Below are 25,044 nucleotides of genomic sequence, written 5' to 3' on the forward strand. Positions count from 1 at the left end.
TTGCATAAGCCAATTCAATGGACCTCGACCAGCTTCGCACTTTCGACCGCATCGTTCGCGAGCAATCCTTCACGCGCGCCGCGGCCTATCTCAATATTACCCAGGCGACGGCTTCCATGCGCATCCGCGCTCTGGAAAACCTGCTCGGCGTGCCGCTCTTCGTGCGTGGCCGCACCGTTTCGCTCACCGATCAGGGCATGACCTTCCTGCCCTTTGCCCGCCGCATCATCGGCACGGCACAGGAGGGGCGAGAAGCGCTGCGCCGGGTCGAGCGCGGCCGGGTTTCCATCGGTTCCCTGCGCACCCTGGTCTCGCCGCTGATCACCGAAAGCCTCATTCGCTTCCAGCAGAGCTATCCTTCCGTCGACGTGGTGGTGCGCGAGGGCCGTCAGGCGCAGATCGCGGCCATGCTGCATGAGCGTGAGGTCGAGATGGGCATTCTGTGCTGGCCCAATATCGATCCATTGGTGGTCGATCTCGAGCCGCTCATCATCATGCGCGAGCGCGTGCCCCTTGTCGTTTCGCCCGACATCGCGGCCAAACTCTCCAGCCACCCCACGATCGACGAGGTGCTGGCCCTGGTGCCACGCGTCATTGCCCTGCGCTGGTGGCAGGTCGATCCCGAGCGCGCCGCCGCCCTGGTGCGCCTGGCCCAGACCAGCGTCGAATTGCCGACCGGGCCGGGGCGGCGCCTGGCTCTCAAGGGGGAGGGGCTGGGTTTCTTTGTCAATTCGGCGGTAGACGAGGACATTCGCGCCGGCCGGCTTGTTGAGATCGCGCCGGTCGAGTTCGAGCCGCTCTATCGCGATACCGCCATGGTGGTGCGCGATCCGGCTCTGCTCGAGCGTTCCATGCTGGCCGATTTCGTGCGCGAAATCGCCCAGGAATGCGCCCGGGTCGGCGAGATCATCGATGACCGGCTGCATCTGCTCGGAACCAAAGCGCCGCCGCGTGCCGGCATCCGGTCATGATGTCTTAGGCGCTGCCGATCAGAATGCCGGCGGCAAAGACCAGCGCGCCGCCTACCACCACCTGCAGCGCCGCCCGCCAGAACGGGGTCTGCATATAGCGCTGCTGGATAAAGGCGATGGCCCAGAGTTCGACCAGCACCACGAAGGCGGCGACGCTCGTGGCGATCCAGAAATCGTGGATCAGATAGGGCAGGGCGTGGCCCAGCCCGCCTACCGCCGTCATGATCCCGGCGGCAAGCCCGCGCTTGATCGGCGAACCGCGCCCGGTCAGCTTGCCATCGTCCGAGGCCGCCTCTGTAAAGCCCATGGAAATGCCCGCGCCAACTGCGGCGGCCAGGCCCACCAGAAAAGTCTGGTGGGTGTCCCCGGTGGCGAAGGCGGCGGCAAAAACCGGCGCCAGCGTCGAGACCGACCCATCCATCAGGCCGGCCAGGCCCGGCTGCACATAGGTCAGGACGAATTGCCGATGCGCTTCCCGGCTCTCCTCGGCGCGGCCGCCTTCGCCCAGCACGGCCGCGTCGATCTGGTCGGCGCGCGCCGCATGCCCTTTTTCGGCCGCAGCCAGGTCACCCAGCAACTTGCGGATGCCCACATCGGTTACTTGATCTGCGGCAGCCAGATAGAAGCGATAGGCCCCTTCTTCCATCTCCCACACCTGCTGTCTGGCCTGGTCCAATGTCAGCGTCTTTTGCAGCCACAATGGCTTGCGGGTGAGAAAGCCGCGCACATGCTCGCGCCTTATTGGCACCAGCCGGTTGCCGAAACGGGCCACATAGATGTCGAGCAGCCGGCGCCTGTGCTCATCCTCTTCGGCGGCCATGCCTTCGAAAAGGGCGGCGCTGCCGGGATAGGTCTCGCCCAGCCTGGCGGCAAATTCGGAATAGATGCGTCCGTCTTCCTCCTCTGCGGCCACCGCCAGCGAGAGAATTTCGCGCTCCGACAGAGATGAGAATTCGCGCCGATTGTCGGGCCAGAACCGCAGCATGGCACTCTCCACAGATTAGAATGATTCCAAACAAATACTAGAACTATTCTAAACTATCGGCAAGCCGCGCCTTTGATCTGCGACAAAGTGGATGGCCCGCATTCATGCAAAACGCTTGAGGCCGGCCCGGGGCCGGGCTACGAGGACCTTGTGAACACTAAAATGCCCAGCACTGCGCGTTCCCTGTTCCGCGAAACCGGCATCGCCTTCGCGGTCCTGGCCCTTTATGTGCTCACGCTCTTATTGCCTCTGCACCTGGCCGCCGCCCAGCAGCGCGACCTCAACGCCATCGGCTATTCGACGCTCGATAGCTGGTCCATCTGCCAGCCTCTGGCGCAGGACGAACAAGGCGAGCCGCATGAAGCGGCCGCGCTCAATTGTCCGGCCATGGGCATCGCCAAGCATCAATTCGCCACGCCCGGTCCCGCGCCACTCACCATGGCGCTGCAGACTGATGTAGAGCCCGTCGCCTATCCGGCCATTGCGGGCGCAAACCAGCCATTACTCCCCGACCATATCGGGCAATCCCGTGCGCCTCCCGTCCCGGTCTGATCTGCCACCGGCAGCAAACTGCCATCAGACCTTTCTTTGACTGGAGATCACTCATGATCCGTTCTTTCGCGCGGTCCGCCTTTGCCGCCCTTGCCCTTTTTGCCTCGGCGTCCACCGCTTTTGCCCACGACATCACCTTTGGCGCGCTCGAGCTCAATGCGCCCTTCGCCCGTGCCACCCTGCCCAATGCTCCCGTCGGCGGCGGCTTCCTGACCATCGTCAATACCGGCGACACCGATGACCGGCTGGTCAGTGTCGCGGCCGATTTCGCCAAACAGGCCCAGATCCACGAAATGGCCATGGAAGGCGATGTCATGAAAATGCGCCCTCTCACCGATGGTCTCGTCATTCCGGCCGGCGAAACCGTCATTCTCCAGCCAGGCGGCAATCACCTTATGTTCATGGGCCTCACCCAGGCCCTGGTCGAGGGCGAAACCGTGCCCGTCACGCTGACCTTCGAAAAGGCCGGTTCGGTGGTGGTCGATCTGCATATTGCCGCCGCCTCCGCCGATGCACCCGCTGGCCATATGGGGCACTAAGCCATGTCCCTTTCCCAGATCCGCACCGTGCTCTGGACCCTGGTAGCTGTCGCGGCCCTGGGGGCCACCGGGCTCTATGTCTATACGACCATCGCCCGGCCGGCCCAGGCCGTCGCCCTGGGGCAGGGCGACTATCAATTGGTAACGGCCTCGGGCGAGCCCTTCAGCCATGACAGCCTTTTGGGCAAGCCCTCCATGCTGTTCTTCGGTTTCACCCACTGCCCCGAAGTCTGCCCCACCTCGCTGGCCGAAATGGCCGCCTGGTATGAGACGCTGGGTGAGGACGCAAAGGATCTCAACGCCTTTTTCATCTCCGTCGATCCCGAACGCGACACGGCCGAAGTCATTGGCGACTATGTCAATTGGACCGGTCGCGTCACCGGTGTCACCGGCTCCATCGAAGAGGTGGCAAAAGCTGCCAGGGCCTGGGGCGTTTACTACGAAAAGGTGCCCATCGAGGGCGAGGACTACACCATGGACCACACCGCCTCGGTCTTCCTGGTCAATGCCGAGGGCGAATTCGAAGGCACCATCGCCTATCGTGAATCCGCCGATACGGCCGTGGCCAAGCTCCGGCGATTGCTGGCGTCATAATCCGGGCTCCCGCGCCTCGACCTGCATACGCACGTCCATACTGTCGCCGATCTCGATCGGCGGCAGCTTGTTGCGAACCGCCAGTTTGAGCGGCAGCAGATAGCGGCCATCCTTGGGAAACAGCGCCGTGGTAAAATCGTGCCCTGCGATTTGCGCGCGGACCGGAATGCAGCCCCAGCCATAGCTGACCTGGTCGGCAATCCGGAATATCTCCTCGCTGACCTCTGCCGGAATGCGGGCAAACAGGAACGGCGCCGGCCCCCGCCAATAGATCACTTCGGCCTCGAATGTATAATCCAGCATGGCCACCGTCCCGGTCTGTGTGTCGCTCCCTCGCAAGCAGCGCTGTCTGTCACCAGCCTTAATCGCACAGACGTATCGGTTCCTGCGCCCCCTCGCCCCTGAGCGCTATGCGCGAATGGCTGGTCGGGTGGGGTGAGGAGTGCGGCGCTGTGTCGTGTCGCGATGCTGTCTCCCTCAGCCGCCCATGAACCGTTCCATGCGGAACGGATGGATGTCGATGGCGGTATCCTCTCCCGTCATCGCCTGGGCCAGCAATTCACCCGTGGCCGGCCCCAGCGTAAAGCCATGATGCGCATGCCCGATCCCCACATAAAGGCCCTCATGCCTGGGCGCCTTGGAAATGATCGGCATCATATCGGGCGTACAGGGGCGCGCGCCCTTCCAGGGCTGCGGATCGAGCCGCTCGCCGAGCGGAAACAGTTCGCGCGCAGCCTTTTCGGCCTTACCCAGTTGGATCGGCGTCGGCGCTGCGTCGCGCTCGGCAAATTCGGCGCCGGTGGTGATGCGGATGCCGCGCGCCATCGGCGCCATGGCATAGCCCACTTCGGGGTCGAGCAGCAGATGGTTGAGCCGGGCGCCGTCGCCGGCCCCATAATGCATGTGATAACCGCGCTTGACGAAAAGCGGCAGCCGGTAGCCCAGTGGTTCCAGCACGTCGGGCGCCCAGGGTCCCAAGGCGATCACCGCTTGCCGGGCCGCAACAGTTTTGCCCTCGATCCTGGCGCTCCAGCCGCCATCGGCCGGGCTCAGCCCTTTGGCGGCGCCGCGCAGAAATCTGCCCCCAAGCTTTTCAAACAGTTTGAAATAGGCGGTCACCAGGGCGCCGGGGTCGCGCACCGTCCATGGGTCGGTCCAGTGGATGGCGCCCGCCAATCCGCCGAGCAAATTGGGTTCGGCTTGCTTCAGCGCCGGCCAGTCCAGCACCTTAAAGCCGATGCCGAATTGGTCATGATCGCCCTGCGCCTTGCTCGCCTCCTTCTCCAGCCGTTCCGCACTGCGAAAGGCCAGATGCCAACCATAGCGCGAGATAAGGCTTTCGGCCTCTTTGCCAGCGGCGGCAATCAGGTCGGAATGGGTAATGATCGACCGGCCGATCAGCGGCGCATAGCTTTCCACCACCTTGCGATAATGGTCGGGCGAACTCTCCCACCAATAGCGCAGCAAAGGTGGTGCCAGGCGCGGCAGAGCCAGCGGCTCATAGCGCGCGGCCGTCGAAAGATGCAGTCCCACTTGCAACAATGTCTGCAGGTCGCGTGGAAAGGGATGCGGCCGCACACCCTCGCGCTGGATGATCCCGGCATTGCCGAAACTGGTTTCGTGGCCGGGTTCGCTTCTGTCCACCAGCGTTACGCTGCGACCGCGCCGCAACAGATGGATGCCGGTGGCAATACCGACAATGCCGGCCCCCAGAATGATCACGTCGTCCATGCCGATCCCCCTTTGATCCGGACGGGATCAGCTTATCAGAGCATTTGCGCAACAAGCCGTCCATATCCCGTTCGTTCTTGCACGTTGGCCGGAAAATATTGTGCAATCAGATAAAATAGCGCGACAATATTGCTATCATCGCGCTTGCTCGTCACAAATGTGGCTGCCATATGCTAGTCGGCACGACGGGCATAGCGCAGCATCAGCAGCCCATCATTGAACTGGATGGTTTCGGCCAGTGTAAACCTGGCCGACACACCATCGGGAAACAGCCGTTTGCCCCGCCCCAGAATGCGTGGATAGAGCAGCAGGTTCATCTCATCGACAAGGTCGGCCTTGAACAGTTCATGGCAGACACTGGCACTGCCGAAAATGACGATCTGGCCATTGCGCGCGGCTTTGAGTTGCCCCACCGAGGCGGCCAGGTCCGGCCCCAGGCAGTTCGTGCCCTGCCAGTCTGGCGCCGTCACCGTGCGCGAGGCCAGATATTTCGGCATCGCATTGATATGCCGGCCATAGTCTGAATCCACCTTCGGCCACACCGCGGCAAAGCCATCATAGGTTTTCCGGCCCAGAATCAGGGCATCGGCCTTGAGCAATTCCTGCTCCTTGAAGGCATCGCCGCGCGGGCCGCGGCTATACTCGCCGATCCAATCGCCCAGGCCCGAATTCTCCATGCCCACCGGGTCTTCGATCACCCCATCCAGCGACACATATTGCGATACGACAATCTTTGCGCTCATCGAACATCTCCTTGCGTTTGCGCTTCGACAAGGCAGAAGATATTGTTTCTGCGTCCGCAAAATAGACGCCAATTTTGCAAGGCATAATTCCACCAATAGGAATAATTATGGATCGCCTCGATGAGCTTCAGGTCCTGATCGCCGTGGTTGAAACCGGCAGCCTGCGTCAGGCGTCGCTGCGCTTGCGGCGGTCCCCGCCGGCAATCACCCGTGCGCTGGCCCAGCTCGAGGATCGCCTGTCCCGGCAATTGGTGGAGCGCACCACGCGCAAACTCTCGATCACCGATGCCGGGCGCGCCGCCTATGAGCAGGCCTTGTCGCTGACCCGCCAATGGCAGGACCTCGCCGCGCCGCCCTTGTCGGCCCGGGTGCGCGGCATTGTGCGCATCACCGCGCCACCGGTATTCGGCCAGCTCTATCTGAGCACGGTAGTGGACAGTTTTCTGGCGCGCTGGCCCGAAGCACAGGCCGAAATCCTGCTTGAGGATCGCTATCTCGATTTTATCGAACATGGCCTGGATGCCGCCATAAGGCTGGGCGATCTGCCCGATTCAGGTCTGCGCGCGCGCAGAATTGGCGAGGTGCGCTGGACCATTGTGGCCAGCCCCGCCTATCTGCTCTCGCATGGTCGCCCCCAACATCCGCAGGATATTGCCCAGCATCGGGTCATTGCCGAATCCAGCCACAGCGGCGCCCCCACCTGGACGTTCCGCAATTGCGCCCCGCTGATCCTGCAGCCGGGCTGGATGAGCAATGATATCGAAATGCAGCGTCAGGCGGCGCGCGCCGGCCATGGCCTGGCGCGCTTTCTTAACTATCAGATTGCCCAGGATATTCGCGAAGGTCGTCTCGTCCGGGTCATGCCCTCCTTCGAACCGGCCCCGATCCCGGTGCAAATCGTTACCTCCGGCGCACGCCATGCCGATGGCAAGGTGCAGGCCATTGCCGGCCATCTCGCCGAGCATCTGCGCCCCCTTCTGGCCGGGGCGCTTTAGGAGGTGGTCAGGCCCATATTCTGGTGCACATAGCCGCGCACGCTGGCCGGCACCTCTTCGGTCAGCCATTCACGAAAATAACGCAGCTTCTTTGGCTCCCGCCGTCCCTTGGCGGTCGCCAGGAAATAGCCGCGATGCCCAGTCACCGGCAGGTCGAAGGGGCGGATCAGGCGGCCGTCGCTGACGGCATCGGCGGTCATCATATCGGCCGCCAGCAATACCCCTTGGCCCGATATGGCGGCATCGAAGGCCAGCGACGCGTCCGAATAGACCGGCCCATTGAGCGGCATTTTCGGATCGAGCCCGGCCCTGGCCAGCCAGGCCGGCCAATCGAGCATGCTGGTCTGGTCGGCAATGACCGGGACATTGGCCAGATCGGCCGGACGGCGCACCATATCCCGGATCAGTGGTGAGCAGACCGGCTGGTAATCCTGCCCGCCAATGCGGCTGACATCGACCCCCGGCCAATCCCCATCGCCATAGCGGATGCCGCAATCGATATCGGGGCGGTTGAGGTCGAGCATGGCCGCGGTCACGGTCAGCCGCACCTCCAGGCCCGGATGCAGGGTGGAGAATTTGTGTACCCGCCAGATCAGCCAACGCGAGGCGAAAATGCTGCCCACCGTCACATTGAGCACATTGTCATGTGCGCCGGTCAGATTTGCCAACCCGTCCTGCAACTGGGTGAACCCTCCCGTCAGTTGCGGCAGAATATTTGCCAATGCTGGCAGTGGTTTAAGACCATGCGGCGTGCGGGCGAACAGCTCAATTCCGAGCCGGTCTTCGGCGCGGCGGAGATGTTGGCTGACCGCGCCAATGGTGACGCCCAATTCTTCGGCGGCTGGCGCCAGGGCGCCGTGGCGGGCGACGATCTCGATTGCGCGCAGGGCATTGAGCGGAATGGGGAAGGGATTGGCCATATAGATTATCTATATCAACGTGCAGACCTTGTCCATTGAAAACCCCCGGATACACTGCGCATTATGGGGCCATAACACGTTACTCAACACGTCTGGAGAAGAGAAAATGTACATCCTGACCCGCCTTCTGGCACGGCTCGGCAAGGCCCTGTCCGCGCCCCGAACTGCCCGAAATCCGGACAATATGAGCCTCCATGATTGGGCCGATCTGCCGCCCCACCACCCCCAATGCAAGACCTGCTGAGGGGCCCGGACGCCCTCCTGGACCCCGTTGATGAACGATAGCTGTATGCCCCGGCGCAAAAGCCGGGGTTAACGTGGCGGAAACCATCTTTCTCGGCCCCCGCGCTTCTGCTATCAGCGCGCCTATGACCACGCCGCTCAAGAACATCCGCAATTTCTCCATCGTCGCCCATATCGACCATGGCAAATCGACCCTAGCCGACCGCCTGATCCAGATGACAGGCGGGCTCGATGCGCGCGAGATGAAAGCCCAGGTGCTGGACTCGATGGAAATCGAGCGCGAGCGCGGCATCACCATCAAGGCGCAGACCGTCCGGCTGAACTACAAGGCCAAGGATGGCGAGACTTACGTCCTCAACCTGATCGACACGCCCGGACATGTCGACTTTGCCTATGAGGTCAGCCGCTCCATGGCCGCCGTGGAAGGCTCGCTGCTGGTGGTCGATGCCAGCCAGGGCGTCGAGGCGCAGACCCTGGCCAATGTCTATCACGCCATCGACGCCAATCACGAAATCGTCCCGGTGCTGAACAAGGTCGATCTGCCCGCAGCCGACATTCCGCGCGTCAAAACCCAGATCGAAGACGTGATCGGCATCGATGCCTCGGACGCGGTGGAAATCTCGGCCAAGACCGGCATGGGCGTCGACAATGTGCTCGAAGCCATCGTCACGCGCCTGCCCGCCCCCAAGGGCGAGATCGACGCGCCTTTGAAGGCGCTGCTGGTCGATAGCTGGTACGATACCTATCTCGGCGTCGTGGTGCTGGTCCGCATCATCGATGGGGTGATGAAGAAAGGCCAGAAGATCCGCATGATGGCCTCGGGCGCCGTTTACGAGCTGGATCGGGTTGCCGTCTCCACCCCCAAACTGGTCGAGGTCAAGGAATTGACCCCGGGCGAATTGGGCGTCTTTACCGCCTCGATCAAGGAAGTGGCCGATACCAATGTCGGCGACACCATCACCGAGGACAAGAAACCTACCGAAAAGGCGCTGCCCGGCTTCCGTCCGGCCCAGCCTGTGGTGTTCTGTGGCCTCTTCCCTGTCGATGCCAGCGATTTCGATGAATTGCGCGCCGCCATGGGCAAGCTCAGGCTCAATGACGCCAGCTTCTCGTTCGAGATGGAAACCTCTGCCGCGCTCGGCTTCGGCTTCCGCTGCGGCTTTTTGGGCCTTTTACACCTCGAAATCATTCAGGAGCGGCTCTCGAGAGAGTTCGATCTCGATCTCATCGCCACCGCCCCCTCGGTGGTTTACGAGGTGGAATTGACCAGTGGCGAGACCATGCATCTGCATAATCCCGCCGACCTGCCCGATGTGATGAAGATCGACGAGATCCGCGAACCCTGGATCAAGGCGACGATTTTGACGCCCGATGATTATCTCGGCGCGATATTGAAGCTCTGCCAGGACCGGCGCGGCATCCAGAAGAACCTGAGCTATGTCGGCCAGCGCGCCATGGTGGAATATGAATTGCCGCTCAATGAAGTGGTGTTCGATTTCTACGATCGGCTGAAGTCGATCTCAAAAGGCTATGCCAGCTTTGACTATCAACTGATCGAACACCGCGCCGGCGACCTGGTGAAGCTTTCCATTCTGGTCAATGCCGAGCCGGTGGACGCCCTTTCCATGCTGGTGCACCGCACGGTGGCCGAAAGCCGTGGCCGCGTCATGTGCGAAAAGCTCAAGGAGCTGATCCCCCCGCATCTGTTCGTCATCCCCATTCAGGCCGCCATCGGCGGCAAGATCATCGCCCGCGAAACCGTCCGCGCCATGCGCAAGGACGTGACGGCGAAGTGCTATGGCGGCGACGCCACGCGCAAACGCAAGCTGCTGGAGAAGCAGAAAGCCGGCAAGAAGCGGATGCGGCAGTTTGGTAGCGTGGAGATTCCGCAAGAGGCGTTTATCAAGGCGCTGAAGATGGGTGATGACTAGAGGCATTTGGGTGGAATGCGATCATCTAGCATCCCATCGACGCTTCAATGAAACCAGACGCTCATCCCTATATAGCCTACTGTCGGCTTCACCAATCCGCTGCAAGATCGCCTCGATACCATAGGGCCATGCCAATGCATTGTCTGGCAGGACGGCATCAAGAAGCGCCAGTGCCTCTTCCGGGTACCGATCCACAATGTTGTCTCCGGATCGACGAAGCTCTGGCAGCACCAAATGGTCACGCTCTATTCTGCCCAAGAGCGGCATAACCAATGCAACTATGGCAGGAAATTGATCTCCACTGGAGAAAGCCAGTTCGCAAAGACGAGCTGACGTGTTGGGCGATCTGGCTGACAGTTGGCGTGGCCAAACCTGAAGCAGTTTGGAAAGCTGACCTTCCCATCGTTCATGTGAGTTTTCGTTCTGCTCGCTGGACCATCGTTGAGCCTGCCATAGCACCCGTGATCGAAATTCGTCATCGACCGACAAGAGCAAACTGCGCATCTCGTCACTAGAGATGCAGCGTTCGCCGGTGGCGTCGTCCACAGTTCCCCACCCGGCCAGAATCATACCTGCGATGATTTCACCATATGAGCGGCACGAGGGGAGAGGATTAGCGGCAAACTCCAACATGTCGTTCTTCAAACGCATATAGAGTTCTCGATTTGGAGTTCTCGCTCCCCACAAGAAGCCCGACCATGCTGCATCGCGGTCATCCGTGTCGTTGCTATGAAGCGCGGGCAACAAGTGTTGCTCGGTCCATTCCGGATCGATAGCGAAGAACCAGTTGAGGTTGTGAAACAGGATCACCATCACGTGTCTGCGCAAGTCGTTTCGAAGAGCTAACAGGGCCTCGACCTGAGCAAGCCAGGCGGAAGGAAAGCCTTGGTTTCGGTCCAAATTATCCTTACGAGGGTCGTGAAAAAGCGCCTCCGCGAGCTTACCCGCGGGAGAATTGATGGCCTCCATGGTCCAGTCTGGCTCTTGGGGCCCGCGCACGATACCTGAACGTCCCTCGTTCGGCGATTCACGAAGGACGCCAACAAGCTTCGTCAAAATGCGGTCGAAAACAGGAAGACATCCTATGCTCAGGTTCGCACTGGCATTCTGTAGCCAATCGGCCGCAGGGTGCAGGATCGTTGCAAGCTGCTCATTAGGGTAACGAGCTAGCCGTTCGGCGATCAACGCGGTCAACCTAGTCGTATCAGTCTTCCGCGCCTGTGAATTGAGGAACCGTCGCCATGCCCACTCGGGGAAATCACCTCGTTTAGCTGCATAGGTGAGTGCAGCAAAAGCGCGCGCAGGGCGTTGATCGGCGAGACCGCCGAAAGGATCATTCTCGACGAGATAGTCGTCTGATCGACCGCTCTGCTTCTTGGCTTGCAGCAGCACTAGTGAAAGGGGCGCTTCTACCAGTCCATCATAGCTGGTGTTGGTCCTCACCCATCCTGACCGCCCTTCCAACGATTCAGCAGCCTTCGCACCATAATTCTCATTCCAGTCGGGCACAGCACTGCGGAGCAGCTTCGCTTGCCCACTGGTGTAAGCTGAAAGCTTGCATCCCGATTTTCGAAGCCATTCAACGCGATTCAAAATCGACCAGGCTCGCCTGTTTTCAAAGGCCGCAACTTTCTCCCGCCGCCATCGCTTCGGGCCCCTGAGAAGCTTTTGTTCGATTAATTTGCGCGACTTACCGCCGAGCTTTTTCCATCGAGCCGCTACGACCAACAATAGGTCTCGCTGATGATAGCTATCCCAGAATGCAACATCGTTCAGAGACGCCACAAATTGTCCGAAATCATCATCGGAAATGACACTCCGATTTCCGGATGCCCATATTCTCAGTCGCGCAAAGATGGTGTTATCATCGGTAGGCCATGACAAAAATTCTTGCTTGGCGGCAGACTTGTTGGTCTGGACCAGTTGCGAAAAAAGTTCCGAAAATCGGATAACCGCTGCGGAAAGCCCATGTGTTCGATGATAATCGGCTCCTTCGATATTGTCCTGAACTATTGGGCTTATGTTGCCAAGGCCATAGCCTCCAATTTCGCGCTCAAGTGCAAGAGCCAGCTCAAGATTTTGCCGCAGGACTCTAGCGACGGCCGCACACCACTCGTCCGGAACCGTGATTGCTTCGTGCGTTTCAGGATACTTGACATCTATCCGCAGCAATCGACCACCGTCACCATTGTCCGCCCCGAGTTCTGGCGGCTTTGGGCCGCCCCAGAAATCCGGTTCCGCAGAAAAGCGAGGTCGAAGCACCTCTCCAAGCCGCCGAACGACAGCGCTGCTCCACCCCTCTGACTTGATGACAGCTTGCAGAACGTACCAATCTCTGTGGAAGTCTTCGACGTAGTTCCATGCTTCAAAAAGTGATCGCCAAGCGTTGCGAATGCCGAGAGGAATCGGTCGATTGCCTCTCTCAAGCTCCCAAGAGATGTGTTCTTGAATGCTCTGATGAAGTGAGAACTGATGAGCAGCCCACCACACAGCGGCAGGCTGGTCGCAGACCTTTCCGAGCCATATTCCCAGCTGACCTATTCGCGGGACAAGGCGGGGGGAGTGGCTTGCCCAGTGTCCCCGAAGGGCCGAAAGGTTTTCATCGCGGATCGGTGATCGATCCAGGCGATTAAGTTCGAAGGCGTCCCAGGCATCGGATGGCGCCTCGCGTTTGGCATAGTGATCCTCAGGGTCAGGTTTGGCTGGCGGGATATCTGAATCGAGGCCGTATAGATCGAATGGATCAACATAGGGCCCTTTGCGACTAAACGAGCCTGAGTTGCCCGGCTTGGCAAATCGACGATATTTGTCGAACACACAAAGCCATTCAGCGGATGGAAGAACTTCTCCGACGCAGAACCTCTTCACGCCTTCATAGGTAGAAACGACATGTGCTACTTGACCCCGCTCATGCGGCTGAATTGCTGCCGGCCCCTTCTTGGATGCGTCAATGACCTTTGCATACCAAGCGTCAGGATCACGTGCACGCTCCGCCCACGCCGCAAGAGATTGCCATAAGGCAGCGTGCGCGTTCTCCGGACTATATGGGATGGCTTCTACCCCTTTGTGTCGCCAACGTGCAGCAGCGTCGTTGTGGTCTCCAGATTGAAAAGCATAGGCGTTTTCAAGCTTACCCGACGCCCTACGCAGAGCTTCAAGGAGATATTGAACAGGCGGATCGTCAGCCGTATAACCCACGAATACGACCACGTACTTGCCAAGTATCTCTCGAATGAACGTTGTGGCCCATCCGTCCGATAGATACGCGCGACCAAATTCGGAACTTGAGAGAACAAACCCGTCGCCCTCAGCGCCGGTGTAATTCGGCGTCGCTCGGCCATGCAGGTATACTATCCCATTGATATCATTTGGGCGAAGAGGGTCTGGTAGTCTTGGTGGTTGCCATGTTGGAAGGCTGCTTTCGCAGTCGTCGAACAATCTGTCGAAGTTCGTTGTAACCAATTGAACTGCGCCTTCGGGCGTGGTTGCCAAGTCGAGCAAAATCCGATGCGCGCTCAAATCGCATTTGGGAAGCGGCTTTATTGCGGAGGCAACAGCCTCCTCAATGTCGCGCGATGCAAAGTCTCTTTCCAGAAGTCCGAAAACGCGGTCGGCCGATATGACACCAGAAATACCAACGCGTCGGTCTATTTCTTGGGCTTCTTGGATAAGCTTATAGGCTGGGCTGTCTTGATTGACTCCAAGCTTAGAAACGACCTTACGCGCCAAGCCAAAGAAATCAGGGAGGTTCGCGCGCGCTCTTGATACTCCCGCCCCGCAGAAGAAGATTACGCGTCCCTGGTCCCGGGCGAGAAGAAGCTCATCAGGTATTGAAGGCCCATGCGCTAAAAATCTCAATCTAGGCGCTCCCTTAGTGCTTTGGGAGCAAATTGTTCGTGGAGTCGCGTGCAATATCAACTAGGTTTGGTCTGGAGTAACAAAGTGCTGGGTCCATGTCGGACTAGACTGCGACAAGACTGCTCCCCTCGCCCCCTTCCACCCCCTCCCGACAAGGGCCCCCAACGCATCCAATCTCCCCTTCTCTGCGTAATGCCTCCGAGCATTTGCATCCGAAGGAACCCCATACGTGTCCATAAAAGACGAAAAAATCTGGATCATTGGCGGATCGGGCGGCATTGGGGAGGCGCTGGCCCAAAAATTTGCGGCGCGGGGGGCGCTGGTGGTCATTTCCGGGCGGAACCGCGATGCGCTCGATGCGGCGCTGAAACGGATCGGGCCGGGCCATCATGCGGCCAAGGCCGATGTGGTGGATCGGGGCAGCATTGAAGATGCCGCGCGCCTGCATGGTCCGTTTGACCGCATCATCATGACGGCGGCGACATATGATCCCGGCGCGGTCAGCAAGGCTGATCCGGACAAGGCTGCGGGGATTTTCGAGGTCAATCTCACCGGCACATTCAATGTCGCCCAGATCGGCGCAAGCCATATCAAGCCGGGCGGGCAATTGGTGCTGTTCGGTTCGGCGGCGGCGATTTTCGGCCTGCCCAATGGTCAGGTCTATTCGGCCACCAAGGCGGGGATCGTCAATCTGGCGCAATCACTGCGCGCCGAGCTTTGGCCCCAGATTGACGTGCGGCTGGTGACGCCCGGTTTCGTGCGCACGCCGCTGACCGACAAGAACACTTTTGCCATGCCGGGGCTGATGGAGCCCGAAGCAGCGGCGGCGCGTATTCTGCGCGGGCTCGATGGCACGCGCTTCGAAATCGCCTTTCCGCGCCGGCTGATCTGGCCGCTGAAGCTGTTGGGCGTGCTGCCGCACAGGCTGGCCTTTGCCCTGACGGCAAGGCTCAGGGGCTAGCTGGTGAGCCGGGCCACCCAATAGCCCGCCAGCGCCGAGACGCCGGAAAGCAGGCCGCCCCAGCAGAGGTCGATAAGGCTGATATTGAGGCTCCAGCCCCGGAGGGTGGCGAGATTTGTCATGTCATAGGTGCCATAGGCAATCAGGCCCAGCGCCACCCCGGCGACCAGCGCCCAGACCCAGCTGCCCGCATTGAGCGCCGGCAGCACGGCAAAGCCCACCAGCCCCGCCACATAAAACAGGTAGAAAAGCACCGCTGGCACCAGATTGGGTCGCTCGAGCAGCAAAGCGCCGATCTCGGCGCGGTAAAAGCCGATGCCGAGCACGGTCAACCACAGCATGTCGAGGGTGAAAAACACCAGCGCCGTGCCGCCATAGGCGGCCAGCGGGGTCAATAAGGGCAAGCCGAACATGGGTCTGTCTCCTCAAATTCCCAGCAGGGGTTGGACCAGGCGCAGGAGGCGGCTGGAGAATTTCAGCGGCGCATCGGTGATGGCCAGGCAAATGCAATCTTCATGTTCATCGGCCACCGGCTGATGGGTCAGCGTGCCATCGGCGTCCTCGATATCGCCGGGGCCGAAGCGGTCGACCTCGTCGTGGAAACTGCCCTTGAGCACCAGGGTCAATTCGCGCCCGCCATGGCTATGCTCGGGCACCGGCTTGCCGGCGGCAATGCAGAGCAGGCGCGCCTGGGTGGTGCGGTCACCGGTCTTGATCAGCACCTGCCTGGCATTGCCCAGATTGCGCCATTTGATGGTGTCGAGATCGCCACCAAGATAAGAGCGCAAAGGCTCGGGCAGGGTGGCCGAAGCGGGGCGGGAGATGGGTTGCGGCGCCGGCTCGGGCGTGACCGCGAGGCGGGATTTCAGCATTTCCCAGCTATCGGCGGGGCCTTCCACGGGAGCCAGCTCTTCGAGCATGATACCGGCCGTGGCTTCGGCCAGGGCGAGTTGCGCGCGGCAATCCGGGCACATGGCCAAATGGCAGGCGATGGCCAGCGACCAGCCTTCGGAGATGCGTCCGGCGGCATAGTCGAGCAGGAGATCGTCATTGAGGTGATGGCGAATGGTCATTTCATTTCCTCCAGCGCCGCGCGAAGGCGTCCGAAGGCCAGTCTGATGCGCGATTTCACGGTGCCGATCGGCAGCCCCAGGCGGGCCGCGATGGTGCTATGCGAGTCTTCGTCGAAAAAGGAGAGGCGGATCAGTTCCACCTGTTCGGCCGGCAGGGTCTTGAGCGCTTCATGCAGGGCCGCCCCGCTTTGCTTCTGTTCGAGCATCTCGCCGGCCGCCGGCTCGGGCGCCGGCACAAGGGCGGGGTCGTCGGGGTCGAAAGCGGGCCGCTTCTGCTTGCGCCAGGCATCGATCCAGATATTGCGGGCAATGGTGAACATCCAGGCCGAGGCCTGGCCGCGCTCGGGATCGAACTGGCCCGCCTTGCGCCAGATGGCCAGCATGGTCTCCTGCATCAGGTCCTCGGCAGCCTGTCCGTCGCGGGTGAGCTTTAGAAGATAGGCGCGGATACGCGGGCCGAATTCGCGGAACAGCGCCTCGAACGCCGCCATATCGGCACGTCTGGCAATGGCCACGATCTGGGCGCTGGTCTCGGTCGGCGCGGTGGCGGCCTCAATCCGGTCCGTCATGCGAAACTTGCCCTTCTCTGGCGCGGCCGCGGCAAGGCGCCGACGCTGCGGTCTCAGGGCATCCTCGCATGGTCCGGCAAGTGGGTAAATCGCAACTGACATGCCCCAGATACGCCGCCGGGTCGTGGCCGGATCAGTCGGCCGCATAAATTTCGGCAAAAACGCATGGCCGCAAAATTGTCGCGCCATGGGCTGATCCGATTTCCGCGCGGGCGCGTATCTTCCTGAAAGAGTTCAGGACGACAGACCATGTTCCACGCCGCATCAGGCTTTTCCAGTTCGCACCCGGCCCGGCAGCGTATCGCGGTGGTGGGCAGCGGCGTCTCCGGCCTTTCGGCGGCCTGGCTATTGTCCAAATCCCACGATGTGGTGCTCTACGAGGCCGAGGGACGTCCCGGCGGCCACGCCAATACCATCGACGTGCCCGGCACCGGCCCGGTCGATACCGGCTTTATCGTCTACAACGACAAGAACTATCCCAATTTCCAGGCCATGCTGGCCCATCTGGGCATTGCCAGCATCCCCACCGAAATGTCGTTCGCCGCTTCGCTTGACCGCGGCACCTTTGAATATTGCGGTGAAGGCCTTTCGGGCATGCTGGCGCAACCGCGCAATGCCCTGAGGCCGCGGTTCTGGAGCCTGTTTCGCGACCTGCTACGCTTTTATCGCGAAGCGCCCAAGGCGCTGGACCGGCCCGATATGCGCGGGCTGACACTGGACGAATATCTGCGCAGCCAGCGCTATTCCCAATCCTTCGTGGAAGGCCACCTTCTGCCTATGGCCGCCGCGATCTGGTCGTCAAAGGCCGAGGATATCCGGGCCTATCCGCTCTTTGCCTTTGTGCGCTTCTTTGAGAGTCACGGCCTGCTGCAACTGCGTGAACGCCCCAATTGGCGCACGGTTCGTGGCGGCAGCCGGGCCTATGTCGGGGCGCTCCTGCGTGACTTTGGCGGGCAATTGCGACTGGCAACGCCAGTGGCCAGGGTCGAACGTGATGCAGCAGGGGTAACGGTCATTGACCGCACCGGGGCGGCAGACCGGTTCGACGCCATCCTGATTGCCACCCATGCCGATCAGGCGCTTGGCATGCTCGATGCCCCCAGCGCCGATGAGCACGCCTTGCTCGGCGCATTCGGCTACACCACCAATACGGCAGTGCTGCATGCCGATCCGAGCTACATGCCGCGCCGCCGCCGCGTCTGGTGCTGTTGGAACTATATTGCCACCGACCACATCGATGGCGAGCACCAGCTTTGCGTCAGCTATTGGATGAACCGGTTGCAGAGCCTCTCCGGGCGCGATCTCTTCGTGACGCTGAACCCACCGAGCGATCCCAAAGATGAGATCGCGCGTTTTGAATATACCCATCCGCTTTTTGATAGCGCCGCCATCCATGCCCAGGAAAATCTCTGGCGCATCCAGGGGCAGAACCGCACCTTCTTTGCCGGCGCCCATTTTGGCCGGGGGTTTCATGAAGACGGTCTACAGGCCGGTTTGGCCGCTGCCGAAGCCATGGGCTCGGTGCCACGGCCCTGGATCGTACCCAACCCGTCGGGCCGCATTACCCTGGCGCCGCCGTCTGCAGCGGCAATTGCCGCAGTGGCATGAGCGGCCATTCAGCCATTTATATCGGGCATGTGGTGCATCAGCGGCACCGGCCCAAAAAACACGCCCTGCGCTATCGGGTGTTTTCACTGCTCATCGATCTCGATGAATTGCCCGTGCTGAACCAGCTCAGATGGTTCGGACATAATCGGGGGGCGCTGTTCTCGTTCCGCGACAGCGATCATGGCGACGGGAGCCCCTTGCGGGGCTGGGTCGACCAGCAATTGGCAGGCGCCGGGCTTGGGCCGGCCGGGCGGGTGCGGCTGCTCTGCTATCCACGCATTCTCGGTTATGTCTTCAACCCGCTGACGGTCTGGTTCTGCGACGACGCCTCGGGCCAGCCTCTGGCCACGATATACGAAGTGCACAACACATTCGGCGAGCGGCACACCTATGTGCTGCCGGTCGCAACCGAGCAGGCGGCGGACAAGGCCTTTTATGTCTCGCCCTTTATCGACATGGATTGCCGCTACCAGTTTCGCCTGACCCCACCTGCCGACAAGGTACGCATTGCCATCAATGAAACCCAGGACGGTGAGCCTTTGCTCTATGCAGCCTTTACTGGCGCGGCGCGGCCCTTTTCGGACAAGACCTTGCTGGGGCTGTTCTTCAGCCATCCATTGATGACGCTCAAGGTCACGGCAGGCATCCATTGGGAAGCCCTGTGCCTGATTGCCAAGGGTATACGCATACGCTGGTATACCGACCGCAAGCCCAGGCGCCACGAGCGCGCGACCCGGATTGCCGAGCCGCAGGACTAAAGTCGTCTATGATTCGCGGGGCTGGCAATGCCTTCGCGTTCCTCCACTTCAAGGGGAGGGGCGATAGAGCGGTACCAGTCTAAACTTGAACCGCCCTAGTCGAGCCCTACCATTCGAAATCGGGTCCGTTTTCGCGGGCTCCCATCAGGAACACATCGCTCATCAGCCGCAATGGGGCAGCGTCGACATCGCTCTGATGGGCGTCGAGCAGGTCGGCGAAACGCTGGTAGATACCGGCATATTCTTCATCGCCATGCTCCAGAACCACCTCGCCATTGATGCGCAAAGTGCGGCCGCCACGTTCGAGCTTGAGATCGTCGCCGGTGCCGGTGACCACATGAATGGTCCAGATCTCGCCGCTCTCTTCGAGCCAGTTGAAGCCCGACGAGATATCGGGCTGGTGGGCCTGACCCGATTTGAATTTGACTTCCACATCGACGGGCGTCTGCCGGTTGGCTGGGAATGTCAGTTTCGCGCTTTCGACAAAGACCGGGAAGGGCATAATCTTGGTGAAGATCGAATAGGCATTGATGCCCGGATCGCAGACGCCGAACCCGCCCGGCTCCCAGACCCAGTCCTGGCCCGGATGCCATTTGCGCACGCTTTCGCGCCAGTCGATCCGCACCGAGCGAACGCCCTGGTCAAACAGGATCGCCTTGGCCCGGTCCACGGCGGCATTATATTGGCTGTGCCAGGTTTGAAACAGCACCCGGTCGAGCCGCGCGGCATGGGCGATGAGATCGTCCAGTTCGGAAATCGTGGTGGTGGGTGGCTTTTCCATCATCACGTCTTTGCCCGCATCGAGCGCTTCGCGCACCAGAGTGTGACGCACGCCGGGCGGGGTGCAGATGGAAACGAGCCCGATTTCGGGCATGGCGGCATAAAGCTCGGCGGCGGTGCGGAAAACCGGCAGATCGCCATGTTGGACACCGCGCGAGGAGACAGTGGCGGCAAGCTCGAAATCGTCCGACGCCTCGATCACCGGTATATGCTGATCTATCGCGATCTTGCCCACGCCGATAATGGCGATCTTGCGCTTGGCCATCTGCCTGCTCCACTCCCGAAATGCGCGGCTATAGAGCAGGACTCGCCGGCCTCTGCCAAGACCTCAAAACAAGAAAAGTATGATTTTATGTCCGATGGCGGGTCAGCGAATGACAATGGCCCGGAAGTCATTGACATTGGTGCCGGTTGGCCCGGTTTTGAACAATTCGCCAATCGCTTCGAAAGCGCCATAGGCGTCATTATTGGCGAGGGCCGCCTGCGGGTCGATCCCTGCCTCGCGCATCCGCCGGGCCGTCGTGCCATCGACAAAGGCGCCGGCATTATCCTCGGACCCATCGATCCCGTCCGTGTCCCCAGCCAGGGCGGAAACGCCGTCGACGCCGTCAAGTGCGATGGCCAGGGAGAGCAGGAATTCGCCATTGCGGCCGCCGCGGCCCGTGCCGCGCAGGGTCACTGTGGTTTCTCCGCCCGAGAGCAGCACCACCGGCTTGGGGAAGGGTCGATTGCGGGTGGCGATTTCCCGGGCGAGCGCGGCATGGACCTGGGCCACGTCGCGCGCTTCACCCTCAATGGAATCGGAAAGGATTGCCGCTTCGAGTCCTGCGCCACGTGCCATTTCCGCCGCCGCCTCGAGCGACAGGGCCGCCGAAGCAATGGTGGCAACGCTATTATTGGCAAAGACCGCGTCGGTTTCCTCCGGCGGCAGATTATCCTCGCTGGCCAGGAGACGTTGCGCGGCCTCAGGCAGATCGAGCCGATAAAGCGCGGCCAGGCGCCGTGCCTCAGCGCGCCCGCCGCGCAATGGCAGCGTGGGGCCGGAGGCGACAAGGGCCGGATCATCGCCCGGCACGTCGGACACGACCAGCGTCGCGACCCGCGCCGGAGCTGCCGCTGCCGCCAACCGTCCGCCCTTGATGGTGGAGAACTGATTGCGAATGAGATTCATCACCCCGATCGGCGCGCCCGAGGCCAGAAGCGCCCGGTTGATCGCCTGTTCGTCTGCAAGCGTCAGCCCTTGGGCGGGCGCGGGTAGAAGCGAGGAGCCGCCACCCGAAATCAGCGCCACGACGAGATCGTCCTCACTCAGGCCCGAGACCAGTTCGAGCAGCCTTTGCGCAGCCACTTCCCCGGCAGCGTCAGGCACCGGATGGGCCGCTTCGACAATGTCGATGCGCTCACACTCGGCCCGATAGCCATAGCGCGTGACCACAAGACCGGAAATCTCGCCGGGCCAGGCCTTTTCAAAGGCCTGCGCCATTTGCGCCGAAGCCTTGCCCGCCCCGATGACCACTGTGCGGCCTTTGGGTGGAGCAGGCAGATGGCGCTCGATCGCCAGGGCCGGCTGGGCCTGTGCGACAGCGTGGCGGAAAAGGCCTTCGAGCAGGGTGCGGTCCATGTGACTTCGTTTTCTGGATTGCCGGTTGGCACCTTGTCGCCAGCATGTGCGTTTTTGTCCAGCCCCGCGGCTTGTCAAATGCCCGCCACATAGGTCCACTAGCGCCGCGGTGAGGAGATTTCATGTCGCAGAGATTCGCAATTTACTACGCCCCCGCCGTTACGGACCTGCTGTGGGACCGCGCATCCGTCTGGCTTGGCCGCGATCCGGCGACCGGCCTGACCTATGACGGCGCCGTGGCAGGGCTGGAGCGATCGCGCCTGCTCAACCTCACCCAATCGGCGGGGCGCTATGGTTTTCACGCCACGCTCAAGCCGCCAATGGCGCTGGCTCCGGGCCTCACCGAGGCGGATTTGCGCGCCGCAATGCAGGAGGCCGCAGCCGAATTGCAGCCCATATCCCTGGGTAAACTCACAATTGCCGATCTCGATGGGTTTCTGGCACTGGTGCCCGAAGCCTCGGCCAATCCCGACCTGCAGGACCTGGCGGCCAATGTGGTGGAAATGTTCGAGCCCTTCCGCGCCCCACTCAAGCCGCGCGAGCGCCATGCCCGGGCGACCCATGGCCTGACGCCGCGGCAGGAGGAATTGCTCGATGCCTACGGCTATCCTTTTGTCTTTGACGAGTTCCGCTTTCACATGACCCTGACCGACCGCCTCGCCGCAAAGGATCATGACGAAGTTCTGGAAGCCGCCAGAACCTGGTTCGGTCCGATCCTGGACCAGGAGGTCGTTCTGGACCGGCTCGCGCTGTTCCACGAGACCGAGAACAAGCTGCCCTTCACGCGCGTGGCCGAATTCGCGCTTGGGGGGCACCAACAGTGACCGAGACGGTTTTCTCCAATGCCCAGATCGTCTTGCCCAACGAGGTGGTGAGCGGCAGTCTGGTCCTGCGCGACGGCAAGATTGCCGAGATCTCTGCAGGCACCAGCCGTGCGGGCGAGGATATGGACGGGGATTTTCTGATCCCGGGCCTGGTCGAATTGCATACCGACCATCTCGAAAATCACTATCGCCCGCGCCCCGGCGTATTCTGGGATCCGCTGGCCGCATTGCATGCCCATGATGCCCAGATCGCCGGATCGGGCATTACCACGGTCTTTGACGCGGTGCGCATCGGGTCTGACAATGACCTGCCCGATATGCTCGCCCATGCCCGTGAACTGGTTGGCGCCGTGCGTGCTGGGCGCGATGGCGGCTGGCTGCGCGCCGATCACTTCATCCATTTGCGCTGCGAATTGCCCAGCCATGACGTGGTCGAGCATTTCGATGCCTTGGCCGACCATCCCTCCACGCGTCTGGCCTCGGTGATGGATCACACGCCGGGCCAGCGCCAATTCAGCTCGCTCGATGCCTATAAGCGCTTCTACGCCAAGCAGATGGGGCGCAATCCGGAAGAATTGCAGGCCTATCTCGATGCGCGCCTGGCCGAGCACGAGCGCTATTCCGCCGCCAATCGGCGAGCCATTGTGGCGCGGGCTCGCGCCATGGGCATTGCCCTGGCCAGCCATGACGACGCCACCCTGGCCCATGTCGAGGAGGCCGAGGCCGACGGGGTGGCCATTGCCGAATTTCCCACCACGCTCGAAGCCGCCGCGGCCGCACATGAAGCCGGCCTGGCCATTCTGATGGGCGCGCCCAATGTGGTGCGTGGCAAATCCCATTCGGGCAATATCTCGGCGACCGACCTGGTGGCGGCGGGCCTGCTCGATATTCTGAGCTCGGACTATATTCCCTTCGCGCCGCTGCAGGCGGTCTTCCTGCTGCCCCGCCGCATTGAGGGCCTTGACCTGCCGGCGGCCCTTGCTACCGTGACGGCCAATCCCGCACGGGCTGCCGGGCTCGATGATCGCGGGGAGATTGTGCCGGGCAAGCGGGGTGATCTGGTGCGGGTGGCGGCGCAGGCGCCATTGCCGGTCGTGCGGGGTGTCTGGCGTGAAGGGCAGCGTGTGAGTTGAGCGAACGGCCCCCCGGAGTGCTGGTTCTTGTGGTCGGTCCTTCCGGGGTCGGCAAGGACACGCTGATCAGCGGTGCCCGCCAGGCCCTGGAAGGGGACAAACGCTTCAGCTTTGTGCGGCGCCTGGTGACCCGGCCGGCCGATATCGACCTCGAAGACCATATCAGCCTGGATGCCACTGAATTCGAACGCGCCCGCCAGGCCGGCCGCTTTGCCATGACCTGGCAGGCTCACGGGCTCGACTATGCCTTGCCGATCGGGGTGGATACCGATCTGGCGCTGGGGCGGGTGGTCATTGCCAATATTTCCCGGCACGCCGTGCCCGAGGCGGTGGCCAGATATCCCCTGTGCCGGGTCATCCAGATATCGGCGGAAATATCCCTGCGGGCGGCGCGCCTGGCCGGGCGCGGTCGTGAAAGCCGCGACCAGATCGTGGCCCGCCTGGCCCGCGAAGGGGCGACCCTGCCGGCCGATGTCACGCCGGTGGTGATCGACAATTCGAGCAGCGTGGGCATTGGCGTCACCGCCTTTGTCATGGCGCTGCGCCGTATCGCCGAGGATTGAACTCTTGGCGGTCTCCGCGCGTTGATCCTGTCATCATCAAGCGTCAGGAGATACCTTTGTCCCGCAATAGTCTTTACGGTGTGATCGCCATTCTGGTCATCGCGCTGATCGCATTTGCTCTCTATACCTATCAGCAGCAACAGGCCCGGCCGGGCATCGAGGTGCGGGTGGACGAACAGGGGATATCGATCGATGGAAACGGCTAAGGATAGCGCCCAGCTTCGGCATCAGGCCATCGTCACGGCCCTGGCCTCCGAACTGGAGCGGCAGGCCGCCTCGGGCGCCTCGCGCATCGACGTGGATGCGCTGGCCGCGGCGGTGGAAACCGCGCTCGACCCGCTCCCGCCAATGGCCGAGGGCAGGCATCCGTCCGAACTCAACGCCACCAATGATGATTGAGAGCCCGACCACAAGGGCGATGAAATAAGCCGGTGGAATGACCACCGGCTTTTCTATGCAGCCTCGCCGCTTTCGATGGCGCGGCTGACCGCCAGATGGGCGGTTTCGATATTGGGAAAGCGCTGGCCGTCCATGGCAAAGGCCGGCAGCTTGACGGCCACGAATCTGTAGCCGTCGGCATCCGGCACAACCACGCCCTGTGGCTCTCCGGCAACTTCAATCACGATGGGCCTGAGCTTCTCGGCCCTGTTTAAATTCTCTTCCTGCATGGGTGGAGTCTCCACTTGCGCGTCGGTCCAACACAGACCCCTTCCTTTGGGAAGGCGATCCGGGGGCTGGCAGCGCGGGGTCTATCGGTTTTGTGAGACGGGGATGTGACGGTTGAGATCACATTCGTTTTGAGCGACAGGACCCTTGCCAGCGTTTGGTATTTCGCATGCAGGTTACTACGGTCGAACACGCTGCATGGATCGTGAAGGTCGTCGATGTCGTCATCGTCATTCCTCTCCTTGCGAGTGTTGGACGCTTGTCTGGCACGCCAATGCGGCGGCGCAATGGCAAGATAGGCAACCCGATCAGGTTTTGCCAGTGCACCTTTATGCGTATTTTCGAATAATCTCGAAAAAGCCTGCTCGAAAACCGCGGGCACAAAAAATCTGATAAGATAGTTCATATTAAAAGGCAAGCACCTTC

The 25,044-nt window shown here is 61.4% G+C and carries 28 protein-coding genes; 16 read left to right on the forward strand and 12 right to left on the reverse strand.

All coding sequences use genetic code 11. The annotated features are described in order from the left end of the window. Positions 1 to 17: 17 nt before the first annotated feature. The gene (locus V8Z65_RS00420; protein ID WP_338721811.1) at positions 18 to 971 is read left to right on the forward strand and encodes a LysR family transcriptional regulator; all 954 of its coding nucleotides are present in this window, start codon (positions 18 to 20) and stop codon (positions 969 to 971) included. 4 nt (positions 972 to 975) lie between these two features. On the opposite strand, the gene mbfA is transcribed toward V8Z65_RS00420, so the two are convergent. Next, on the reverse strand, positions 976 to 1,956 hold the full coding sequence (gene mbfA / locus V8Z65_RS00425) for an iron exporter MbfA (protein ID WP_338721812.1): 981 nt from the start codon (positions 1,954 to 1,956) through the stop codon (positions 976 to 978). Between the two features lie 162 nt (positions 1,957 to 2,118). Between mbfA and V8Z65_RS00430 the strand changes: the two genes are divergently transcribed. The 3 genes from V8Z65_RS00430 to V8Z65_RS00440 are packed head-to-tail and all read left to right on the forward strand — an operon-like array spanning position 2,119 to position 3,641. Then, the gene (locus tag V8Z65_RS00430) at positions 2,119 to 2,508 is read left to right on the forward strand and encodes a hypothetical protein (protein ID WP_338721813.1); all 390 of its coding nucleotides are present in this window, start codon (positions 2,119 to 2,121) and stop codon (positions 2,506 to 2,508) included. A gap of 53 nt (positions 2,509 to 2,561) precedes the next feature. Continuing rightward, positions 2,562 to 3,047, forward strand: a complete 486-nt coding sequence (locus V8Z65_RS00435; RefSeq protein ID WP_338721814.1) for a copper chaperone PCu(A)C — start codon at positions 2,562 to 2,564, stop codon at positions 3,045 to 3,047. A 3-nt stretch (positions 3,048 to 3,050) separates the two neighbouring features. Next, on the forward strand, positions 3,051 to 3,641 hold the full coding sequence (locus V8Z65_RS00440) for an SCO family protein (protein ID WP_338721815.1): 591 nt from the start codon (positions 3,051 to 3,053) through the stop codon (positions 3,639 to 3,641). Here V8Z65_RS00440 and V8Z65_RS00445 read toward each other — a convergent pair. From V8Z65_RS00445 to V8Z65_RS00455, 3 genes are all read right to left on the reverse strand, one after another. Continuing rightward, positions 3,636 to 3,944: a DUF1905 domain-containing protein gene (locus tag V8Z65_RS00445; RefSeq protein ID WP_338721816.1), complete on the reverse strand. Its 309-nt coding sequence runs from the start codon at positions 3,942 to 3,944 to the stop codon at positions 3,636 to 3,638. The two genes, V8Z65_RS00440 and V8Z65_RS00445, sit on opposite strands and share 6 nt — an antisense overlap. Positions 3,945 to 4,118: 174 nt before the next feature. After that, a complete protein-coding gene (locus V8Z65_RS00450) occupies positions 4,119 to 5,372 on the reverse strand; it encodes an FAD-binding oxidoreductase (protein ID WP_338721818.1) in 1,254 nt (417 codons plus the stop codon). Positions 5,373 to 5,545: 173 nt separating this feature from the next. Continuing rightward, entirely contained in the window at positions 5,546 to 6,115 is a 570-nt protein-coding gene (locus V8Z65_RS00455; protein WP_338721820.1) for a dihydrofolate reductase family protein, read from the reverse strand. A 107-nt stretch (positions 6,116 to 6,222) separates the two neighbouring features. On the opposite strand from V8Z65_RS00455, the gene V8Z65_RS00460 reads away from it, so the two are divergent. After that, positions 6,223 to 7,110, forward strand: coding sequence for a LysR family transcriptional regulator (locus V8Z65_RS00460; RefSeq protein ID WP_338721821.1), 888 nt, complete (start codon positions 6,223 to 6,225; stop codon positions 7,108 to 7,110). On the opposite strand, the gene V8Z65_RS00465 is transcribed toward V8Z65_RS00460, so the two are convergent. Next, positions 7,107 to 8,030 (reverse strand): LysR substrate-binding domain-containing protein, encoded by a 924-nt coding sequence (locus tag V8Z65_RS00465; RefSeq protein WP_338721822.1) that lies wholly within the window; start codon positions 8,028 to 8,030, stop codon positions 7,107 to 7,109. The genes V8Z65_RS00460 and V8Z65_RS00465 overlap by 4 nt on opposite strands. Positions 8,031 to 8,136: 106 nt before the next feature. Between V8Z65_RS00465 and V8Z65_RS00470 the strand changes: the two genes are divergently transcribed. Together V8Z65_RS00470 and lepA are read left to right on the forward strand one after the other, a co-directional pair. Then, positions 8,137 to 8,274 carry a hypothetical protein gene (locus V8Z65_RS00470; RefSeq protein ID WP_338721823.1) on the forward strand — a complete coding sequence of 46 codons (138 nt, stop codon included), beginning with the start codon at positions 8,137 to 8,139 and terminating at the stop codon, positions 8,272 to 8,274. A 124-nt stretch (positions 8,275 to 8,398) separates the two neighbouring features. Then, on the forward strand, positions 8,399 to 10,204 hold the full coding sequence (gene lepA / locus V8Z65_RS00475; protein ID WP_338721825.1) for a translation elongation factor 4: 1,806 nt from the start codon (positions 8,399 to 8,401) through the stop codon (positions 10,202 to 10,204). Positions 10,205 to 10,225: 21 nt separating this feature from the next. Here the strand turns inward: lepA and V8Z65_RS00480 are convergent, their stop codons facing one another. Continuing rightward, positions 10,226 to 13,933, reverse strand: coding sequence for an SIR2 family protein (locus tag V8Z65_RS00480; RefSeq protein WP_338721827.1), 3,708 nt, complete (start codon positions 13,931 to 13,933; stop codon positions 10,226 to 10,228). 358 nt (positions 13,934 to 14,291) lie between these two features. Between V8Z65_RS00480 and V8Z65_RS00485 the strand changes: the two genes are divergently transcribed. After that, complete coding sequence (locus tag V8Z65_RS00485) at positions 14,292 to 15,023, forward strand: SDR family NAD(P)-dependent oxidoreductase (protein ID WP_338721829.1); 732 nt, start codon at positions 14,292 to 14,294, stop codon at positions 15,021 to 15,023. On the opposite strand, the gene V8Z65_RS00490 is transcribed toward V8Z65_RS00485, so the two are convergent. Genes V8Z65_RS00490 through V8Z65_RS00500 form a run of 3 tightly spaced genes read right to left on the reverse strand, consistent with a single transcriptional unit; the run spans position 15,020 to position 16,665 of the window. Further along, positions 15,020 to 15,436, reverse strand: coding sequence for a DUF2177 family protein (locus V8Z65_RS00490; protein WP_338721830.1), 417 nt, complete (start codon positions 15,434 to 15,436; stop codon positions 15,020 to 15,022). The two genes, V8Z65_RS00485 and V8Z65_RS00490, sit on opposite strands and share 4 nt — an antisense overlap. A gap of 12 nt (positions 15,437 to 15,448) precedes the next feature. Then, positions 15,449 to 16,096: a ChrR family anti-sigma-E factor gene (locus V8Z65_RS00495; RefSeq protein WP_338721831.1), complete on the reverse strand. Its 648-nt coding sequence runs from the start codon at positions 16,094 to 16,096 to the stop codon at positions 15,449 to 15,451. Further along, entirely contained in the window at positions 16,093 to 16,665 is a 573-nt protein-coding gene (locus V8Z65_RS00500; RefSeq protein ID WP_338721832.1) for a sigma-70 family RNA polymerase sigma factor, read from the reverse strand. The genes V8Z65_RS00495 and V8Z65_RS00500 overlap by 4 nt, the downstream gene beginning before the upstream one ends. A 249-nt stretch (positions 16,666 to 16,914) precedes the next feature. On the opposite strand from V8Z65_RS00500, the gene V8Z65_RS00505 reads away from it, so the two are divergent. Both V8Z65_RS00505 and V8Z65_RS00510 read left to right on the forward strand, forming a co-directional pair. Next, the gene (locus tag V8Z65_RS00505; protein WP_338721833.1) at positions 16,915 to 18,273 is read left to right on the forward strand and encodes an FAD-dependent oxidoreductase; all 1,359 of its coding nucleotides are present in this window, start codon (positions 16,915 to 16,917) and stop codon (positions 18,271 to 18,273) included. Then, positions 18,270 to 19,031, forward strand: coding sequence for a DUF1365 domain-containing protein (locus tag V8Z65_RS00510; protein WP_338721834.1), 762 nt, complete (start codon positions 18,270 to 18,272; stop codon positions 19,029 to 19,031). The genes V8Z65_RS00505 and V8Z65_RS00510 overlap by 4 nt, the downstream gene beginning before the upstream one ends. Positions 19,032 to 19,137: 106 nt before the next feature. Here V8Z65_RS00510 and V8Z65_RS00515 read toward each other — a convergent pair whose 3' ends face one another. Together V8Z65_RS00515 and V8Z65_RS00520 are read right to left on the reverse strand one after the other, a co-directional pair. Next, positions 19,138 to 20,076 (reverse strand): Gfo/Idh/MocA family oxidoreductase, encoded by a 939-nt coding sequence (locus V8Z65_RS00515; protein WP_338721835.1) that lies wholly within the window; start codon positions 20,074 to 20,076, stop codon positions 19,138 to 19,140. Between the two features lie 102 nt (positions 20,077 to 20,178). Next, positions 20,179 to 21,432, reverse strand: a complete 1,254-nt coding sequence (locus V8Z65_RS00520) for a glycerate kinase (RefSeq protein ID WP_338721836.1) — start codon at positions 21,430 to 21,432, stop codon at positions 20,179 to 20,181. A gap of 122 nt (positions 21,433 to 21,554) precedes the next feature. Between V8Z65_RS00520 and V8Z65_RS00525 the strand changes: the two genes are divergently transcribed. From V8Z65_RS00525 to V8Z65_RS00545, 5 genes are read left to right on the forward strand one after another with little or no spacing between them, the layout of a single operon-like run. Beyond that, the gene (locus tag V8Z65_RS00525) at positions 21,555 to 22,256 is read left to right on the forward strand and encodes a DUF1045 domain-containing protein (protein ID WP_338721837.1); all 702 of its coding nucleotides are present in this window, start codon (positions 21,555 to 21,557) and stop codon (positions 22,254 to 22,256) included. Continuing rightward, positions 22,253 to 23,389 (forward strand): alpha-D-ribose 1-methylphosphonate 5-triphosphate diphosphatase, encoded by a 1,137-nt coding sequence (locus V8Z65_RS00530; protein WP_338721839.1) that lies wholly within the window; start codon positions 22,253 to 22,255, stop codon positions 23,387 to 23,389. The genes V8Z65_RS00525 and V8Z65_RS00530 overlap by 4 nt, the downstream gene beginning before the upstream one ends. Beyond that, on the forward strand, positions 23,386 to 23,952 hold the full coding sequence (gene phnN, locus V8Z65_RS00535) for a phosphonate metabolism protein/1,5-bisphosphokinase (PRPP-forming) PhnN (RefSeq protein ID WP_338721840.1): 567 nt from the start codon (positions 23,386 to 23,388) through the stop codon (positions 23,950 to 23,952). The genes V8Z65_RS00530 and phnN overlap by 4 nt, the downstream gene beginning before the upstream one ends. A 56-nt stretch (positions 23,953 to 24,008) precedes the next feature. After that, on the forward strand, positions 24,009 to 24,158 hold the full coding sequence (locus tag V8Z65_RS00540) for a hypothetical protein (RefSeq protein ID WP_338721842.1): 150 nt from the start codon (positions 24,009 to 24,011) through the stop codon (positions 24,156 to 24,158). Beyond that, a complete protein-coding gene (locus V8Z65_RS00545; RefSeq protein WP_338721844.1) occupies positions 24,145 to 24,351 on the forward strand; it encodes a hypothetical protein in 207 nt (68 codons plus the stop codon). The genes V8Z65_RS00540 and V8Z65_RS00545 overlap by 14 nt, the downstream gene beginning before the upstream one ends. A gap of 53 nt (positions 24,352 to 24,404) precedes the next feature. Here the strand turns inward: V8Z65_RS00545 and V8Z65_RS00550 are convergent, their stop codons facing one another. Beyond that, positions 24,405 to 24,620, reverse strand: a complete 216-nt coding sequence (locus tag V8Z65_RS00550; protein ID WP_338721845.1) for a hypothetical protein — start codon at positions 24,618 to 24,620, stop codon at positions 24,405 to 24,407. Positions 24,621 to 24,787: 167 nt separating this feature from the next. Here V8Z65_RS00550 and V8Z65_RS00555 point away from each other — a divergent pair, with 167 nt between their 5' ends. Then, the gene (locus tag V8Z65_RS00555; RefSeq protein ID WP_338721847.1) at positions 24,788 to 24,967 is read left to right on the forward strand and encodes a hypothetical protein; all 180 of its coding nucleotides are present in this window, start codon (positions 24,788 to 24,790) and stop codon (positions 24,965 to 24,967) included. The last annotated feature ends 77 nt before the right edge of the window (positions 24,968 to 25,044 follow it).

The sequence above is a fragment of the Devosia sp. XK-2 genome (assembly GCF_037113415.1).
In the GTDB taxonomy this organism is placed as follows: Bacteria; Pseudomonadota; Alphaproteobacteria; order Rhizobiales; family Devosiaceae; genus Devosia.